The sequence below is a fragment of the Idiomarina sp. ST10R2A5 genome, assembly GCF_051842325.1.
GTDB lineage: Bacteria > Pseudomonadota > Gammaproteobacteria > Enterobacterales > Alteromonadaceae > Idiomarina > Idiomarina abyssalis.
Genome location: NZ_JBNIEX010000001.1, coordinates 238,131 through 255,315, shown reverse-complemented (window position 1 = coordinate 255,315; position 17,185 = coordinate 238,131). Strand labels below are relative to the sequence as shown.

Below are 17,185 nucleotides of genomic sequence, written 5' to 3'. Positions count from 1 at the left end.
TTGCTGTGTTACTATACCGACATTGTAACACGGGACTGACGAACGATGGGAAAGTACCAACGTAGAGATAAAATTGCCCGATTAATAAGCTGGGGACATTGGTTTACCTTTGCCAATATCATTCTTTGCTTATTTATTGGCCTTTTATATATTGAGGCGGCTCCCAAGCCATCCAGTGCTATTGGCAACCTCTATATGCTGGTTAGCTGGATTGGCCACTTTGCATTTTTGCCCTTCGTTTTCTTTATCATTCTGATATTTCCATTCTGTCTGGTTGTCCCATACTCAAAGATACTTAGAGGTTTTGCCGCTTTAATCACCTCGTTCGGCCTGATAGCACTTATCGCCGATGCATTATTTTTCCGTCAATACGGTTATCATTTAAATACCTATTCTCTGGCGCAAATGACCCGGGACGCCGAGGCAGTGTTCACCGGAGCCAGTTTCGTTATCATTTCTGCCATTTTACTTGGCTTTCTGCTTATTGTCGGTATTCAGCTTCTGCTCGCTAATTTAGCCTGGAAGCGCCTCGATGATCTGCAAAATCGTAAAATTGGGGCCCCCGTAACAGCGGTTTTTGTTCTATGCTTTTTTGTTAGTCACAGCGTTCATGTGTGGGCTGATGCGGTGCTTTACGACCCCATTACGCAACAAGACGACATGTTCCCCTTGTCCTACCCGACAACGGCAAAAACCTTAATGGCGAAACATGGGGTAATAGACGTTGAAAGTTATCAGGCCAGACAGCAAATGCTCATGGCGACTGATCAGATCAAACTAAAATACCCTCAGCAGCCCCTGCTGTGTTCAAAAACCGACACACAGCAGTCAACTACTCTTGTACTCTTTGACCGGGCAAGTTCCGACATACAGCAGGTATTAGAGACTCTGGCAGCTAAACACCGGCTGGAGAAGCCCAAGCTGCAATTGCTGGCACACCCTAACCGCGAGGGTGGTCTGTTTCAGGTTCTGTATGGTCTGCCCGACTTTTATCAGGAATCTATTGAGCGTCAGCAACTCACTCCGGCGTATCTGAAGCCGCTGAATGACTTTAACTTTGATATTCGCTGGTATCATAGTCAGAACTGGGAAGATTCGCTTAGCCTGAGCCAGTTCAACAGTGATTGGCACAGCCAAAATCTCACAAAGTTTTTGGCCCGTAGTCAAAATCAACTGAATGTTGTTCTAATGACCGAAAGCGATATTTCAGCACTAGACAAGGTACTTCAGCAAACGGCAGGCCATCAGTTGCTGATAACATCCTTATCACCCGCACAAAGTGAAGAGTTGTTAGGGAATAAGCAGTTTGCACTTGAGAATATGCAAGTACCGCTTTGGCAGCGTGACTACCAACTGGCTGATCAACCGATTGCCGGGCTAATGGACATTGTACCAACCATGCTGGAAAACCGGATTTCCTGCGCGGGCTCTCATAAAAACTATACAAACGGCGAAAGCCTGCAAACACTTAAACGCCGCTGGCCTTTAGTTGAAACCTACAGCCCTTACATTGTTATCTACGATGAAAAAGAGATTACGATTCTGGATAACAGTGGTCAGTTTAGTGTATACAGCAGCGACAAATTTGAATTGAAGAAACAAGCCGAGCCACCAGTTCCTGTGCTGATTGACGCACTTAAAGACTTAAAGCGCTTTAGCAAAACGGAAGAAACCAATTAATTGATGAAAATAGCAGCAGTTGACTGCCCTAAACCGCGTTCGTGCTTGCTAATTCAGACCAATACAGTAACATAGCACTCCTCGGTCGGCGTGTAGCGCAGCCTGGTAGCGCACTGTCATGGGGTGTCAGGGGTCGGAGGTTCAAATCCTCTCACGCCGACCAATTCTTCCTAGTTTTATCAAACTCTTTTTAATTCCAGTCGGCAGGCAAGCTCAATTGCTCTTCTATTTCGGTTGTTACTCTCCAGTAACCTCCCCTAGCAGAACCTTTTCGAATCAACAGGCCTTGCTCTTTCAATTTTGAAATGTGTTTTTCTACCGCCCGCGAAGAAATATTCAACACCTCGGCCACTCTGGCCGCGCTCCAGTCAGGTTGTTCATTTAATAGTCGAAGAACCATATTTCTTGTATTTACACCGGAATAAGCCCGCTTCTCCGAACCGTTAACCGAACAAAACAACGAACTTTTAACCGAACCTTCGGCTTGCTGGACAGTTAAAGCATTAGCGGCATTACTCTCTTTTTTAGCAGTCGATTTAGCTATCTCGGATTTAACTGTGCGGGAAATTGTCTGATGCATACAGCTCAGAACGAATTCAACCATCGGCACCTTGTCATTCTCTGCAATTGATCGTCTTAAGCAGTCAAGGTACTCATCTTTACTGGCTTTAAATGTCTCTTCAAAACTCAGCCATGCAACGGCCGGATGCCAGTCCGCAAGAATGAGGCTAAACCAGAGCCTCCCGATACAACCATTTGCCACAGAAAAAGGCTGGATAAACTCAAATTGCTGCAAAAATATTGCCGCTTTAAGCAATGGATGTTCGTCGCTTTGCTGCAGCCAGTTAAGCAGATCTCTAACCGACTTTCGGGCTTGCCCGGCCGGCGCAGTCATATGTACAAGTTTATTATTCTGATAAACGCCCATTCCGGTAGCACGATAGCCACCAGCACTTGGAGTGACACCTGCACAAACTAACTGATGAACACTCTTTAAGTCAGCCTCAGAAGAAAAGCTCCACTGCGCCAACTGCGTATAAGCTTCATTTAAACGAATGTTCTGCAACAATTGTGACTGTTCTTCAATGCCGACCGAAGCAAATACTTTCAACGGCATTTGTTGAGACTTAAACTCTGCTAACTCGCTACCCTCTGACTCTAACAAAGCCAGCCATCGTCCAAATTCAGTACTAATTTGCGCCACGAGGTTAACGCATCGACTGGTAATCAAATAATCTGGTGTTGCCATTATTCTTTTAGTAACCCAAGAGGTTACTCTCCGTTATTTGTTCTAATATTTGTATTATTCTGGTCGATACAACATCTATCAGCTTAACGCATATAATTGCGGTCGGGTAACTATTTGAGGTTCTCATGAATTTACAGAATAAACTCACTCTCAGCATGGCAATTGCGTTAACCACGTTACTTGTCATCGCTCTGGGAATATCAACCTTCATGATGCGCTCTTTAATTGAAGAGCGCGTAACCAAACAAGAACTCCCGGCCACACTGGGTGAAATTAGAGGGGAAGTTGGCCAATTAATAGCGACTCCAATGTTAATTTCCCAGGAACTGGCTAATAACCAGTATTTAATTGACGCATTAAAGAATGGTGAGTCGCAAACCGATCAAAACGAAATTGTTAGCTACCTTAACCGTATTTATCAGCAGAGAAATGCCGTGGCAGCATTTACAGTCAGCGCCGAAAGTAACAACTATTACACCGCAGAAGGTCTATTTAAAACCGTTTCAGCTAACGAAGAAAGAGACCAGTGGTTTTTCGACTTTGTAGAAAGTAATACCGAGCAAGAACTTAATTTTGATGTTGATGAACAGTCTGGAATTCCCACTGTTTTTGTCAACGTTCGTATTCAGGATAACGGGCGCACCCTTGGAGTTGGCGGTATAGGACAAAGTCTGGAAGCATTACAAAATGCAATTGCCAACTTTAATGTAGGCGAGAACGGTATAGCTTACCTGGTAGACGCTGAGGGACGAATTCAAATTCACCCTCGTATTACTGATTTTCGGCAGTTGTCATCGGAAGTTGGCAATAAAGTAGCAAATAAATTAATGAGTAATAATGAAGTGGAAATTGACTACACCAGCCAAAGTGGCGAAGACCTCATTGTTGCCAGTACCAACCTTCCCAACAGTGACTGGCGAATCGTCATTGAGCTACCGGAAGATGAACTCTATTCGGGTCTGAACAATACCATTACTGCAATTGTTTTTATCAGTTTAGTCATTGGACTGGGCTTTGTTATTGCCAGTTGGTTTTATGCACGCCGTATTGTTCGTCCAATTAAATATGTCGCCAATAGCCTTAACAGAATGTCTAACGAAGGTGGCGACCTCACTCAGCGTCTAGATATAGAAAGTAATGACGAGGTCGGCGAACTGGCGAAAGGCTTTAATGCTTTTATAGCCAACTTAGGCAGTATTATTACCCACGTTCGAAATACAGCCTACGAAGTTAATGAAAAAGTACAAACTATTGATAAGTCCATGCTGCAAATTGATGGTTTGTCTTCTGAACAGGAAAACAAAACCGACCAAGTTGCGGTGGCTATGAACGAAATGGAAACCACTGTCAGGGAAATAGCCGAGAATGCCAACCAGACGGCCAATCATGCCAGTGAGTCGAGAACTACCACGTCGCAGAATCAGGAGCAGTTGCAGTTGGCCGTAGAAACTATGCAGGCGTTGTCGACTTCAATGCAAAGTGCCGCAAATTCTGTTGAGCAGCTAGCCGATGAAGTTGCCAGTATTGTTACGGTGATTGATACCATTCAGGGTATTTCCGAACAAACCAATTTACTGGCGTTAAATGCAGCTATCGAATCAGCTCGCGCCGGCGAGGCAGGACGAGGCTTTGCTGTTGTCGCGGACGAGGTTCGTACCCTGTCTCAACGCACCAGCCAGTCGACCGAAGAAATACGTGAAAAAATTTCGCGTCTGCAACATGGTTCTAAGTCTGCTGTTTCAGCTATGGAAACGAACCGGACCCAGGCAGATAGCACCAGCGAACGTATTCTGAATGCGAACCACAAACTTAATGAGTTAGTTGTGCTCATACAGGAAACAGCAGATATGAGCACTCAAATTGCTACAGCAACGGAAGAGCAAGCATCTGTCAGCCAGGACGTTGCTAAGAACATTCAGGCAATTGCAGACTTCTCCAGTCAGGTTTCAACGGCGGTTAAAAGCAGTCACAACGAGTGTGATCAAATGTCTGCACTCGCAGATAGCCTGCGCAACCAGCTAGAGCAATTTAAAACGTAATATCAGCAAACACCGATTGCAGTCGTGCAACCTCACCTTCATTTAGAGGTTGCATTGGCTGCTTCCCCCATACTGGAGCGGGCCAGGCAACGTCATTTTGAAAACGTGCAATGTGATGAATATGTAACTGTGGAACGACATTTCCTAACGCAGCAACATTAAGCTTATCGGGTTGATACTCCGCTTTTAACCAATGGCACAAAAAGCGACTTTCCCGTAACAGCTGCAGTTGGTCGTCTTCACTTAAATCAATTACTTCGCGCACATCGGCCACTTTCGGCACTAACAAAAACCAGGGAAACTGCCCGTCATCCATTACCCTGACCTCACATAACGGCCAATCCGCTAAATGGTAACTGTCTCTGGCTAACTCCGTAGCTACTGTGAATGACATAAAACCGCCCTTATTCTTTAAAGTGTTTGAAGAAAACGCTTAAACAGTGCGTTAGTCTGCTGCAGGCTGTCAACTAAACGATGGTCATCATTAACCACATGCAACTGCGAGTGAGTCCTTTTAGCGTAGCGCCAACTGTTTTCTACCGGGACAATATCATCGTTCCAGCCGTGAACAATTTCCGTTGCGCAAGTTGGCGTTATCTTGTCAAAGTCGGCTTCACCACCTAAATAAAAAGCCGGAGCCATTAAAAACAAGCCTCTGCAATCGGGTGCTTCTGCTGCAACAGTCGCGACATAGCCTCCCATACTCGAACCGACAAGCACAAAAGGCGTTGATAGAGAGTGAATAACTTGCTTCAGAGTGTCCACACGTTGGTCTGGATTATCAATGCCCTGATAATCAATACTGCTCACTTCCATTCCCAAAGCTTCAGCTGTTTTTGCTAATACCTTGATCTTAGCCCCCCAGGGACCGCTTTCTTTACCGTGATTAAAAATAACCTGCATTTAACAATTGCCTATTTTTCGATGCTTAGATAAATTGGAATGAACGTTAATCATTTGATAACAAAGTTACCCCATATCATGACAGTAAAATTAAACAGCGTGAAACTGTTAATTTGTTTCTTATTTTTGAGCGGCAGTGCAATTGCTCAAGAAGATGAGCTGTCCGCGCCCTTGATTTTTGGCGTCAATGAGTCTCCCCCCTTTCATATTACGCAGGGAGACCAGGTGAATAGCGGTTTTTGTGATGTTTTGGTTGAGACTATCAAGGCCGAACTGCCCGGTACTGATCAGGTTATTCGTAAAATGCCACATGGTCGAATCCGAACCATTATGAAACGCGAAGGCAGCATGTGCTTTCCCTGCATGATAAACCGTACCAGCTACAACCCTAATTACTACTTTAGCAAAACCACACATTTGTACGCTCCTCACGGCATTATTACCCGCGCTTCTCTGGCTAAAGACATTACAGAGAGATACGGAAACCCTGTGTCACTTGAAAAGCTACTAGCCGAGTCTGAATTGCGTTTCGCTCAACCAGTTGGCCGCCGCTACGGTGATATTCAACACCTTATTGATGAACATTTAGTGGGTACCAAACACCATAAGCAAGTATATGGGGAACTTGCGTTATACAATTTACTCGCCATGATCCTTATTAACAGAGTTGATTTTACCATCGACTACGAAATGATGATTCAGTCATACCAACGGAACGCAGGAGCTCAAAAAAGTAAGGAAGCTCTTAGCTTTATTCCAATAAAAGAGTATGAAGGCAAAGTAATTAGAGGAGCTGTCGGTTGCAGTAATAACGAATGGGGTAAGAACGCAACCCAATTGATTGATAAGGGCATTAATGACATCCGTCGTAATAAGGACTTTCAACAAAGCCTTGATTACTGGCTGGGCACGGACAGGCCTAAGTTAAACGAGCTAACAACCAAATGAGGGTAGACTTTATGAGTTTTCAAAAGCTAGTAACTGCTCTTTTTTTTACCCTGTTGTTTTTTCAAAGCAGTCAGGCTGCCGATGAAGAAGACATTATATGGGGAGTAAACTCATCGCCTCCTTTTCATGTTTTTTATGGTGAATATAAAAATCTGGGATTTTGTGACGCCCTGGTTACTGCTTTTCAACGGCAATTGCCTGAACTCTCTCATCGAATACGCAAGTTACCCTCCCGCAGAATTACTATGCTTATGAAGAAAAACAAGAACTTGTGTTTTCCCTGTTTAATTAATAAGGCGAGCTACAACGCTGAATTTAACTATACTGAAACAACTCATCTATACCAGCCCCATGGCATTATTACTCGCGCATCCACAGCCTCGGAAATCGTCAAAAAATACGGTCACCCCGTTGTGTTCTCAGAATTAGTACAAGACCCTGATCTGCGCTTCGCACAGCCGACAGAGAGGCGGTATGGACGTTTACAAGGGGTACTTGAAGAGTTTTTGATAGACTCAGATAACTTTAGTTTTATTAGTGGCGATAATGCAAATGTTAACCTATTAACGATGATCGCGAACGAACGTATCGACTACACCATCGATTACAGCAGTATTATGGCCTACTACAATGAAACGCAAGAAAAACCAAGTGGCTTGGTTTTTCTGCCAATTGAAGAATACAAAAATGAATTTATAGAAGGTGCAGTTGGTTGCAGCAATAATGAATGGGGTCGCAAGGCTGTCAACCAACTCAATCGAGTTATTCCTCAGATAAAAGCCGACCCGGACTTCCAACGCGCTCTGGATAAGTGGATGGGAAGTAACCGCCCCAGAACAGATTAAGCGAAACGTTGTTCCAAATACTGATTAATATCGTCAGATTCATACATCCACTGTACTTTGTCGCCTTCTTCAATTCGCAGACATGGCACTTTAACGCGTCCGCCACCATTCAATAACGCATCGCGATGCTCATCGTTATTCTTTGCGTCTCGTAACTCAATGTTCAAATTAAGACGGGCTATTTCTTTGCGAACTTTCACACAAAACGGACACGCAGCAAATTGATACAACGCAAGTGCCTTGCACGCTTCGTCAACTTTCTTTTGCTCTTGTTCTGAGCGTTCTTTTCCCTTTGGCGTTGTTAATTTTTCAACCAATAACACTATGGGTGTCAAAACAAGTCGCAAACCCCGGAAAAAGTAACGAATGATAATTCTCATAAATACAACCAAATAGCTTGTTTAAGATGGCTCTATTCTAACGCGTTTAAAGCATCAGCGGCAATTTCAAAGGAGCGTAACCGGGCGTCATGATCAAACACATGACTGGTAAGAATAATTTCATCTATTCCGGTATCGTCAATAAACTGTTGCAGATGTCGCTGAACCGTTTCCTTGGTACCTACTGCTGTATAAGTTAATGCATGGTTCGCGCCTGCCAGCTCATGCGGAGCCGCGACCGCTCTTATATCATCCACGGGGGCTTTTAGAGGACCCGGCATACCACGACGTAACGCAATAAACTGCTGTTGCATAGAACTCATCATTTTACGTGCTTCACTTTCATCATCTGCCGCAAAGACATTCATTGCCGCAGCCACGTAAGGTTTACTGAGGTAACGTGACGGTCGGAAATTATCACGGTAAGCTTTTAATGCATGTTGCAGATAATCTGGTGCAAAATGCGATGCAAAGGCGTATGGCAGACCTAAATGCGCCGCCAGCTGAGCACCAAATGTGCTTGAGCCTAACAACCATACCGGAATTTTCTGTTGAAACCCGGGAACCGCTTTAATCGCATCGCTTTCCTGGGCTTCTTCCAAATACCCCAATAGCTCCTGGACATCGTTCGGGAACTGCTCGGCATCGTCCGGCTTACGCCTTAGCGCTCGTAAAGTACGACCGTCTGTTCCAGGTGCTCTGCCCAGACCAATATCCACACGGCCAGGATACAACGCATCCAGCGTACCAAACTGTTCAGCCACCACAAAAGGTGCATGGTTAGGCAACATCACACCACCCGAGCCAATTCGAATTTTGTCGGTTTTACCAGCGACATAACCTAAAGCAACCGCGGTTGCGGCCGAAGCGATTCCGGTCATATTGTGATGCTCAGCCATCCAGAAGCGGTGGTATCCCCACCGCTCTGTATGCTGGGCTAAATCAGCAGAGTTTCGCAATGATTCAGCCACTGACCCACCTTCCGTGACAGGCGCTAAATCAAGAACTGAATATTTCATAACAAATTACAGCTCTTGCTTGGTTGGACGAATGATCATTTCATTCACATCAACTTGCTGAGGTTGTTCAATAGCAAAAGTAATCGCACGGGCTATAGCAGCTGAATCAATTGCATCTGAATATAAATCGTCTGCCATTGCTTTCGCGTCTTTGTCGCTAATATGGTCCGTCAACTCTGTTGCTACAGCGCCGGGAGAAATATTCGTTGCACGAATTTCACCATTAGACTCCTGACGAATGCCTTCAGAAATCGCTTTTACCGCAAACTTAGTTGCACAATATACCGTTCCGCCAGCAAAAACCTTCTGACCAGCAACCGATGATAAATTGATGATATGACCCACGTGCTGTTCGCGCATGACCGGTAATACAGCGGCAACACCGTACAGAACACCTTTGATATTCACGTCAATCATGGTGTCCCACTCATCCACTTTCAGTGCATCGAGCGGCGCCAGCGGCATTAGTCCAGCGTTATTAATCAATACATCAATGCGACCAAATTCAGCTTTAGTGTCATCTGCTAGTTTTTGAACTGCGGTTTTATCAGTCACATCAACTACTCGGTAAGCTGCCTGACCACCGTCCTTTTTAATTGACTCAGTCAATTCTTTTAAACGATCTTCACGGCGCGCCGCTAACATCAGTTTTGCGCCTTTTTTAGCAAGCATACGAGCTGTTTCTTCACCTAAACCACTGCTTGCCCCTGTAATAATCACAACTTTATCTTGTACTTCTGACATAGCTTTACCTCCGGTTGACACTATTGGTCCACTGCCCCTAACTGCTTTAAAATCATGTTTTCAAAGCGCAGCAGCGGCAGCATAGAACGTTGTACTTTGGCCCGCAGCAATGCCCCTTGCCAACCAGACAGGATAAAGGCGCCCATCTGTTCAGTGTCGACATCCTGCTTAATTTGCTGTGTTTCTTGTGCCGCTTTTAAACAATGCGCAATACGCAGCTCCCAGTCAGAAAAAATATCGTCTAACCGTTCACGGAAAAGCGGGCTCTGCGAAGCCAATTCCTGCCCCAGATTGCCTATCAGACAACCCTTGGAAAAATCACACGACTTCATATCTTCAACTGAACAACGCAAGTACGAACGTAACCGATCGACCGGCTGTAAGCTTTCGTTGCCCAGAGTTTCATCCATACGCGCTTCGTACTCTTCAGCGTATGTTTCAATGACCGCCAGACCAAAGTCGTTCTTACTTTTAAAGTAATGATAGAACGAGCCTTTTGGTACCTGCGCTTCACTCAAAATTTTGTTCAAACCGGTGCTGCCGAAACCATGAATGGAAATCAGGTCAGCACCTATGGTGATGATGTGTTGTCGTGTATCGTTCTTCTTCATGTCTTTAATATTAGACCAGTCGTCTAGAGCTTTCAAGGAAAGTCATAAATAAGGCCTCATAAAGCTTCAGCTATAGGCTCTGGCCATACCCCACACTGAACTTTGGCAATATGATCGCTTTGCAATACTTGCATCACCACGCGAGACTGACCTATTCCCCCACCAATAGTTAAAGGCAGCTCGCCAGCCAAAAGTGACTGGTGCCAGGCTAATTGAAGCTTTTCCTCCTGCCGTCTTAAACGTAATTGTCGCTTTAACGCCTGCTGATCAACACGTATTCCCATAGAGGACAACTCCAATGCGTCATTCAACCCCGGATGCCAGACAATAATATCGCCATTTAACCCCGTACTGCCCTGCTCATTAACAGAGCTCCAGTCATCGTAGTCTGGCGCGCGCGCATCATGAGCATGACCATGACTCAGTTCACCACCAATACCGACCAAAAACACAGCGCCATACTGTTTTACGATTTTGCGTTCTCTCTGTTTAGCCGTGAGCTCCGGATAGGCTTTCATTAACTCTTCCGTATGAACCACATGGATAGTTTCAGGCAGAACATTTTTAGCGTCATATTTCTCAGCGTACAGACGCTCCGTTTCACGCAAGGCCGAGTAAACTTTCTTGACTGTCTGGGTTAAAAAGTTCAGTGAACGCTGCTCCTCTGTAATGACTTTTTCCCAGTCCCATTGATCAACATACACCGAATGCACTGAGCTCAAAGCTTCCTCATCAGGCCGCAGTGCCTTCATCTGTGTAACGATTCCTTCGCCAGCACTAAAGCCATAGCGACCTAAAGTGTAACGTTTCCATTTTGCTAAGGAGTGAACCACTTCGTAGCTTTTATCCGGCACGGCTTTAACCTTGACCGAAACCGCTTGCTCCCAACCTGAGAGATCATCCTGAATACCACTACCATGCTCACTAAGTAATGGCGACTGCACCTCAATAAGCCCCAGCTGACTTTGTAGTTGCTGGGTAAAGCCGCTTTTTACAAATTGGATTTTCTCCTGCTGTAACCTGTACTTTGATTTCATAAACACTCCGAATCTTTAAATAAAAGAGCTAAAAACGATTCAATTAACACCTTTTTTATTTTTTTATTCAATATTGTTTAACAGAAATAGCTTTACTTAATAATTTCCGTTAATTTAAAGACACATTAATTATTGAAGCATTAATAAACGATGAAAAAATCAGCTGAAAATTATCAAATCGATGATCTGGACCGCTCAATACTTAACGCCTTAATGGAGGATGCGCGCACTCCATATGCTGAGCTGGCCAAACGTTACAACGTCAGTCCGGCCACTATCCATGTTCGCGTTGAAAAGATGAAACGAGCCAAGATTATTGAAGGCACGCGTTTACAGGTTAACGCCAAACGCTTAGGCTACGACGTCTGTTGTTTCATCGGTATAACCTTAAAAAGCGCAGGTGACTACCCGGCAGCAATAGAGAAACTGGAAAAGCTCGAAGAAGTTATTGAGGCTTACTACACCACCGGACAGTACAATGTTTTTATTAAGATCATGACACCGTCAATTAACCAGCTGCAGCACACGCTTATCAATCGAATTCAGGCTATTGATGAAATACAATCAACAGAAACGCTCATATCGTTACAGCAACCTATCAACAGAGACATACAGCCATGAGTCAGGACGTTAAATTAACTGAGTACAGTCACGGCGCCGGTTGTGGCTGCAAAATATCCCCACAAGTGCTATCGACCATATTACAAAGTAAGCTCGATATAGCACCCGACCCTAAACTGTTGGTGGGAAACAGCACCCGTGACGATGCCGCAGCTTATGACATGGGCAATGGCCAGGTTGTATTAAGTACCACCGACTTCTTTATGCCTATCTGTGATGATCCTTTCGACTTTGGCCGCATAGCTGCTACCAATGCCATTAGCGACATATATGCCATGGGCGGTCAGCCCTTGATGGCTATCGCTATTTTCGGCTGGCCAATCAACAAACTGTCAGCGGAAGTCGCCCAACAGGTTATTGATGGTGGGAGACAAGCCTGCGCTGACGCGGGTATTATGCTGGCCGGCGGTCACAGTATTGATGCGCCAGAGCCCATTTTTGGGTTAGCGGTAACGGGTCAGGTTGAGAAACAGAAACTCAAGCAAAACGATACGGCCCGCGAGGGTGATGTATTAATGCTGACTAAGCCTTTAGGGGTTGGCATTTTGACGACCGCGCAAAAACAGAAAAAACTGTTACCCGAACATAGCGGAATTGCGATTGAAACCATGTGCCAAATGAACAAAATTGGTCCTGTTTTGGCCGATATTAAGGGCGTGAACGCAATCACTGATGTTACCGGCTTTGGTTTGGCCGGACATTTAATCGAGATGTCCGAAGGTGCCGAACTCTATGCAAAAATTCAGTTCGACAAGATCCCAACATTGCCTCACGTAAAAGACTACCTGAGTCAGGGGTGTGTCCCCGGAGGCAGTTTGCGAAACTTTGATAGTTACGGTCAACATATAAGCCCGGTGCCGGAGCAGCAGCGTAACCTCTTATGTGACCCACAAACGTCTGGTGGCTTACTCATCAGCGTGGCAAAGGAAGACGTTGAAGTCGTTTATCAAACTTGTCGCGAGCATAATCAGCTAATACAGGTTATTGGTGAGCTTTATTCTGCGCAGCCACAAACATACCGGGTGGTCGTCGAATAAATGACCGGTAAATGGATAACTCACTCACAATTCGACGAGCTGTTTATTAACGACACTCCATTACTTGATTTAAGGGCACCTTCAGAATTTAAAAAAGGCGCTTTTAGCACAGCCGTTAATTACCCGCTGATGACGGATGACGAACGGGCGAAAGTTGGCACTTGTTATAAACAGCATGGGCAGAAAGCAGCAATTGAACTCGGCCATGCGCTGGTCAGCGGCGAGACTAAAAAACGTAGGGTGAATGTCTGGAAAGATTTTTTCAGTGCTGAACCAAAGGGTGTTATCTATTGCTTTCGCGGCGGTTTGCGCTCTGAAATAGTGCAGCAATGGCTAATTGATAAAAACATACAACGCCCTCGTGTAAAAGGTGGTTACAAAGCTTTAAGACAGCATTTAATGCAACGTACCGAGGAGCTTGTCTCGCAGTTTCACTGGATTGTGGTCAGTGGCCGCACCGGGTGCCAGAAAACCGAGTTTATTAAAGAACAAGCCCACTCCATTGATTTAGAAGGTTTAGCACATCACCGAGGTTCAGCGTTCGGCCGTTTCCCGGAACCTCAGCCGACCCAGATAGACTTTGAGAACCAGTTAGCTATTGAGCTTATTAAGTTAAAAGCACAAGGTGCAACGACCCTTTTCATTGAAGACGAAGGCAGCCATATAGGCTCGGTTTCTGTTCCCGAGTGCCTGCGTCTGGCAACTCAAAAAGCGGAGCGTTATCGTATTGAATCCACTGTTGAACAACGTGTGGAGGTTATTTACCAGGAATACGTTGTTGAGGCGGAAAAACGTTACTCAGCAAGAACGCAGTTTGAAAACTACCTGCTGGACAGTTTGGCCCGCACTCGAAAGCGATTGGGCGATCTCAGGTTTCGTCAACTTTGCGATACGTTGCAGCAGGCTCTGGGCAGCAACAGTAAAGAGCTGCACAAGCAATGGATAAAAGGCCTACTGGTCGACTATTACGATCCCATGTACGACTATCAAATGAAAAAGAGATAAGCATCGCTAAAAATCTGCGACCTACCGAAAACAGCAGTTAATCTCCAAAGCTTTTGTTATGGTGGAAAAATAATAACACCAAGGGGATCTATCTATGTTGAAGCGAATGTTAAGCCGTTTAACAGCGGCCGCATTGGTCATCGTTGCCCTGCCCTCTATGGCAGCAACAAAAGACCTTTCGTATTACCTACCACAGGATGTCAGTTACAACCCGGAAATTACTAAGCCAAAAGATGTTCTTGGCTATCAGGTTGGTGAGTGGCATGCACGTCCCGAACAAATCGTTAAGTATATGGAAGTTCTGGCCGAAGAGTCAGACCGTATTACACTGGAAGTTACCGGTCGTACGCATGAGCAACGTCCGTTATTGCTGCTTACGGTCACCTCAGAAGACAACCACGCCAATATTGACAATGTTCGTGAACGTCATTTAGCGGCAGCCGACCCTGACCGTGATGCTGATCCGGACAATACACCAGTAGTCATGTATATGGGTTACAGTATTCACGGCGATGAATCCAGTGGCAGTAACGCAGCGATATTATTCGCCTACTACCTTGCCGCTGCTGAAGGAGAAGCCGTTAACGCGCTTCTGAGTGATTCTGTGATCTTGCTTGACCCCGCATTCAATCCCGATGGATTGGCTCGTTTTGCACAGTGGGCAAACCAGCACCGTAGCCAAAACCTGGTTGCCGACCCACAGCACCGTGAACACGTACAGCCGTTCACTCGTGGCCGGGTTAACCACTATTGGTTTGATATGAACCGTGACTGGTTGTTATTACAACACCCGGAGTCACGTGCACGAGTGGCTAACTTTCAAAAGTGGAAACCGAACGTTCTGACCGATTACCACGAAATGGGCACCAACAGCACCTATTTCTTCCAGCCTGGTATTCCGTCGCGCAAAAACCCGCTAACGCCGGATGAAAACGTTCGTTTAACAGAGATTCTAGCCGCAGAACACGCTGACTCTTTAGACGATATTGGCAGCCTTTATTACACCGAAGAATCGTTCGACGACTTTTATTACGGCAAAGGTTCGACTTATCCGGACATCCAGGGGTCAGTCGGCATTTTATTTGAGCAGGCCTCCAGCCGCGGTCATTTGCAGGATTCCGTTAACGGTGAAGTCAGTTTCCCGTTTACTATCCGAAACCAGTTCGTAGCTTCGCTTAGTACCATTTATGGCACGCACAAGAACAAAAGTCGTTTTATTGAGTTTCAGGAGCGGGCTTACGATGAAGGCCTTGAAGCCGCTAAAAAAGCGAACTTTGATGGTTACTTAATTGGTGACTCAAGTGACCCTTCACGCGTTGAAGGCTTGCTGGAAATTTTTAAGCAACACGATATTAAAGCTTACCGTGTCGAAAAAGACATTGAAAAAAACGGTAAAGAGTTTAAAGCCGGCAGCAGTTACTACATACCACTGGCACAAGCGCAGTACGGTTTAATTCAGGGCATTTTCAGCACTCGTAAGAGCTTCCCTGACAATACCTTCTATGATGTATCTGGCTGGACGCTTCCGTTAGCCTTTAATGTCCCATTTGAGACACACCGGGGTCGCGTCCAAATTGCTGATGCAGCCTGGGATGCTCCTGAGCGTAAGTCTTCGGCACTTACCGACGCTTACGCCTACGCGTTTAACTGGGATGACTACCACGCTCCGGGCTTGCTCCAGGAGTTGTTAGAGCAGAATATTCACGTACGTCAAAGCACCAAGCCGTTTACTGTCGAGGCTCAACAAGGTCGTCAGGAGTTTTCTCCCGGCTCTGTCATTGTGCCTAAGGCTTACCAGGAGCGTGACTGGCGAGATGTTCAGCGTCGCCTGGCAACTGCAGCAAAAGAAAAAGGCGTTCACGTCACTTCTATAGAAACCGGGTTGACCCCAGAAGGTATTGATTTAGGTAGCCGCAATATTCAGCCAGTAGAAGAGCCCAGCGTCATGATGCTGACTGGTGCTGGTGTAAACCTCTACGAAGCTGGCGAAACCTGGTACTACCTGGACCGTCATGTGGGCATTCCGCTTTCTATGATCGATACAGAGCGACTTTCACGCGCCGACCTAACTCGCTATAGCCATATCATTATGGTTGATGGGCGCTACGGTAACCTCGACAAAGCGTTACGCAAAAAGCTCAAGCAATGGGTTAGTCAGGGCGGCACAATAATTGGTCAACGTGGTGGTGCTGAATGGCTGGCAGAAAATAATCTTCTGCATACACGCTTCATCGAAGACTCCGTCTTTCAGGATGCCTTCGCTAAAGATCGTATGAGTTATGACGATCGCGATAGCTTCTATTCGGAACAACGAATTGCCGGTGCGATATTCTCCATGGAAGTCGACACGTCTCACCCACTCTTCTTTGGCTTCCCACGTGAGCAAATGCCGGTATTTAAGAACTCGGTTGCTGCCATGGAAGAGCCTGAGTCTCCTTTTGTCTCAGTAGCTCGTTATTCAGAACAACCATTAATGAGTGGCTACACTGATGAACGGAACCGGGAAATTCTGAAAGGAAAAACCAACATTGCCGCTCATCGCTATGGTAGTGGACAGGTTATTGGTTTTGCCGACAACGTCAATTTCCGCGCCTACTTCTGGGGAACAGCGAAATTGCTGAGTAACGCTATTTACTTAGCGCCCCGCATTCAGGTTTACGCCGATAAGCTAGATGATAAAGCAGCAGCGGACGCAGCAGCAGAAGCTCACTAATCATCACTCCTGAAAAACTGAAAACTGCTAAGGTTTATACGCCTTAGCAGTTTTTTACATTTCTGAATACTAGTTATTCTCATAATCATGGTCTACCTTACTAATTGAAACTTCTCAAATAATTAGTGAGGTCACTATGTTACGTTGGGTTCTTATCTTTTTCGTCGTTGCAGTTATCGCAGCCATTTTAGGATTCGGTGGTATTGCTGGAGCAGCCGCTGAAATCGCTAAAATTATCTTCTTTATCTTCGTCGTTCTATTCGTAATTTCATTGGTTGTGCGCCTGCTTCAGGGAAACAAAAGGCTCTAAATGCTTTAAGCTTCTATAGATATTAGACATTGGTCGTATGCCAT

Annotated in this window: 17 protein-coding genes and 1 tRNA gene; 10 read left to right on the top strand and 8 right to left on the bottom strand. The window is 45.5% G+C overall.

Features of this window, described 5'->3' with window-relative positions; translation table 11 throughout:
- The first annotated feature begins 45 nt into the window (after nucleotides 1-45).
- Both ACP7FG_RS01265 and ACP7FG_RS01260 read left to right on the top strand, forming a co-directional pair.
- Nucleotides 46-1,680 carry a DUF3413 domain-containing protein gene (locus tag ACP7FG_RS01265; protein WP_439225282.1) on the top strand — a complete coding sequence of 545 codons (1,635 nt, stop codon included), beginning with the start codon at nucleotides 46-48 and terminating at the stop codon, nucleotides 1,678-1,680.
- 86 nt (nucleotides 1,681-1,766) lie between these two features.
- Nucleotides 1,767-1,843: transfer RNA gene (locus tag ACP7FG_RS01260), tRNA-Pro, on the top strand.
- A 27-nt stretch (nucleotides 1,844-1,870) separates the two neighbouring features.
- Here ACP7FG_RS01260 and ACP7FG_RS01255 read toward each other — a convergent pair.
- Nucleotides 1,871-2,929: a Fic family protein gene (locus ACP7FG_RS01255; protein ID WP_439225281.1), complete on the bottom strand. Its 1,059-nt coding sequence runs from the start codon at nucleotides 2,927-2,929 to the stop codon at nucleotides 1,871-1,873.
- A gap of 125 nt (nucleotides 2,930-3,054) precedes the next feature.
- Here ACP7FG_RS01255 and ACP7FG_RS01250 point away from each other — a divergent pair, with 125 nt between their 5' ends.
- On the top strand, nucleotides 3,055-4,968 hold the full coding sequence (locus ACP7FG_RS01250; protein WP_439225280.1) for a methyl-accepting chemotaxis protein: 1,914 nt from the start codon (nucleotides 3,055-3,057) through the stop codon (nucleotides 4,966-4,968).
- Here ACP7FG_RS01250 and ACP7FG_RS01245 read toward each other — a convergent pair.
- Nucleotides 4,958-5,362, bottom strand: coding sequence for an HIT domain-containing protein (locus tag ACP7FG_RS01245; protein ID WP_439225279.1), 405 nt, complete (start codon nucleotides 5,360-5,362; stop codon nucleotides 4,958-4,960). The genes ACP7FG_RS01250 and ACP7FG_RS01245 overlap by 11 nt on opposite strands.
- A 17-nt stretch (nucleotides 5,363-5,379) precedes the next feature.
- Nucleotides 5,380-5,871 (bottom strand): alpha/beta fold hydrolase, encoded by a 492-nt coding sequence (locus ACP7FG_RS01240; RefSeq protein ID WP_439225278.1) that lies wholly within the window; start codon nucleotides 5,869-5,871, stop codon nucleotides 5,380-5,382.
- 78 nt (nucleotides 5,872-5,949) lie between these two features.
- Here ACP7FG_RS01240 and ACP7FG_RS01235 point away from each other — a divergent pair, with 78 nt between their 5' ends.
- Both ACP7FG_RS01235 and ACP7FG_RS01230 read left to right on the top strand, forming a co-directional pair.
- Nucleotides 5,950-6,819 (top strand): hypothetical protein, encoded by an 870-nt coding sequence (locus tag ACP7FG_RS01235; RefSeq protein WP_439225277.1) that lies wholly within the window; start codon nucleotides 5,950-5,952, stop codon nucleotides 6,817-6,819.
- 11 nt (nucleotides 6,820-6,830) lie between these two features.
- Entirely contained in the window at nucleotides 6,831-7,664 is an 834-nt protein-coding gene (locus ACP7FG_RS01230) for a TIGR02285 family protein (RefSeq protein ID WP_439225276.1), read from the top strand.
- On the opposite strand, the gene ACP7FG_RS01225 is transcribed toward ACP7FG_RS01230, so the two are convergent.
- From ACP7FG_RS01225 to asnA, 5 genes are read right to left on the bottom strand one after another with little or no spacing between them, the layout of a single operon-like run.
- Complete coding sequence (locus ACP7FG_RS01225; RefSeq protein WP_439225275.1) at nucleotides 7,661-8,044, bottom strand: glutathione S-transferase N-terminal domain-containing protein; 384 nt, start codon at nucleotides 8,042-8,044, stop codon at nucleotides 7,661-7,663. The genes ACP7FG_RS01230 and ACP7FG_RS01225 overlap by 4 nt on opposite strands.
- Nucleotides 8,045-8,076: 32 nt before the next feature.
- Nucleotides 8,077-9,063: an LLM class flavin-dependent oxidoreductase gene (locus ACP7FG_RS01220; RefSeq protein WP_439225274.1), complete on the bottom strand. Its 987-nt coding sequence runs from the start codon at nucleotides 9,061-9,063 to the stop codon at nucleotides 8,077-8,079.
- A gap of 6 nt (nucleotides 9,064-9,069) precedes the next feature.
- Complete coding sequence (locus ACP7FG_RS01215; protein ID WP_199493730.1) at nucleotides 9,070-9,807, bottom strand: SDR family oxidoreductase; 738 nt, start codon at nucleotides 9,805-9,807, stop codon at nucleotides 9,070-9,072.
- A 20-nt stretch (nucleotides 9,808-9,827) separates the two neighbouring features.
- The gene (locus tag ACP7FG_RS01210) at nucleotides 9,828-10,454 is read right to left on the bottom strand and encodes a TetR family transcriptional regulator C-terminal domain-containing protein (RefSeq protein ID WP_439225273.1); all 627 of its coding nucleotides are present in this window, start codon (nucleotides 10,452-10,454) and stop codon (nucleotides 9,828-9,830) included.
- A gap of 20 nt (nucleotides 10,455-10,474) precedes the next feature.
- Nucleotides 10,475-11,455, bottom strand: a complete 981-nt coding sequence (gene asnA, locus ACP7FG_RS01205; RefSeq protein WP_439225272.1) for an aspartate--ammonia ligase — start codon at nucleotides 11,453-11,455, stop codon at nucleotides 10,475-10,477.
- 150 nt (nucleotides 11,456-11,605) lie between these two features.
- Between asnA and asnC the strand changes: the two genes are divergently transcribed.
- The 5 genes from asnC to ACP7FG_RS01180 all read left to right on the top strand — a co-directional run bounded on the left by asnC (nucleotide 11,606) and on the right by ACP7FG_RS01180 (nucleotide 17,141).
- Nucleotides 11,606-12,076 carry a transcriptional regulator AsnC gene (asnC, locus tag ACP7FG_RS01200; protein WP_222235399.1) on the top strand — a complete coding sequence of 157 codons (471 nt, stop codon included), beginning with the start codon at nucleotides 11,606-11,608 and terminating at the stop codon, nucleotides 12,074-12,076.
- A complete protein-coding gene (gene selD / locus ACP7FG_RS01195) occupies nucleotides 12,073-13,113 on the top strand; it encodes a selenide, water dikinase SelD (protein ID WP_439225271.1) in 1,041 nt (346 codons plus the stop codon). Before asnC ends, selD begins: the two co-directional genes overlap by 4 nt.
- A complete protein-coding gene (gene mnmH, locus ACP7FG_RS01190; RefSeq protein WP_439225270.1) occupies nucleotides 13,114-14,118 on the top strand; it encodes a tRNA 2-selenouridine(34) synthase MnmH in 1,005 nt (334 codons plus the stop codon).
- A gap of 94 nt (nucleotides 14,119-14,212) precedes the next feature.
- Nucleotides 14,213-16,831 (top strand): M14 family zinc carboxypeptidase, encoded by a 2,619-nt coding sequence (locus tag ACP7FG_RS01185; RefSeq protein ID WP_439225269.1) that lies wholly within the window; start codon nucleotides 14,213-14,215, stop codon nucleotides 16,829-16,831.
- A 136-nt stretch (nucleotides 16,832-16,967) separates the two neighbouring features.
- Entirely contained in the window at nucleotides 16,968-17,141 is a 174-nt protein-coding gene (locus ACP7FG_RS01180; protein ID WP_074930764.1) for a DUF1328 domain-containing protein, read from the top strand.
- The last annotated feature ends 44 nt before the right edge of the window (nucleotides 17,142-17,185 follow it).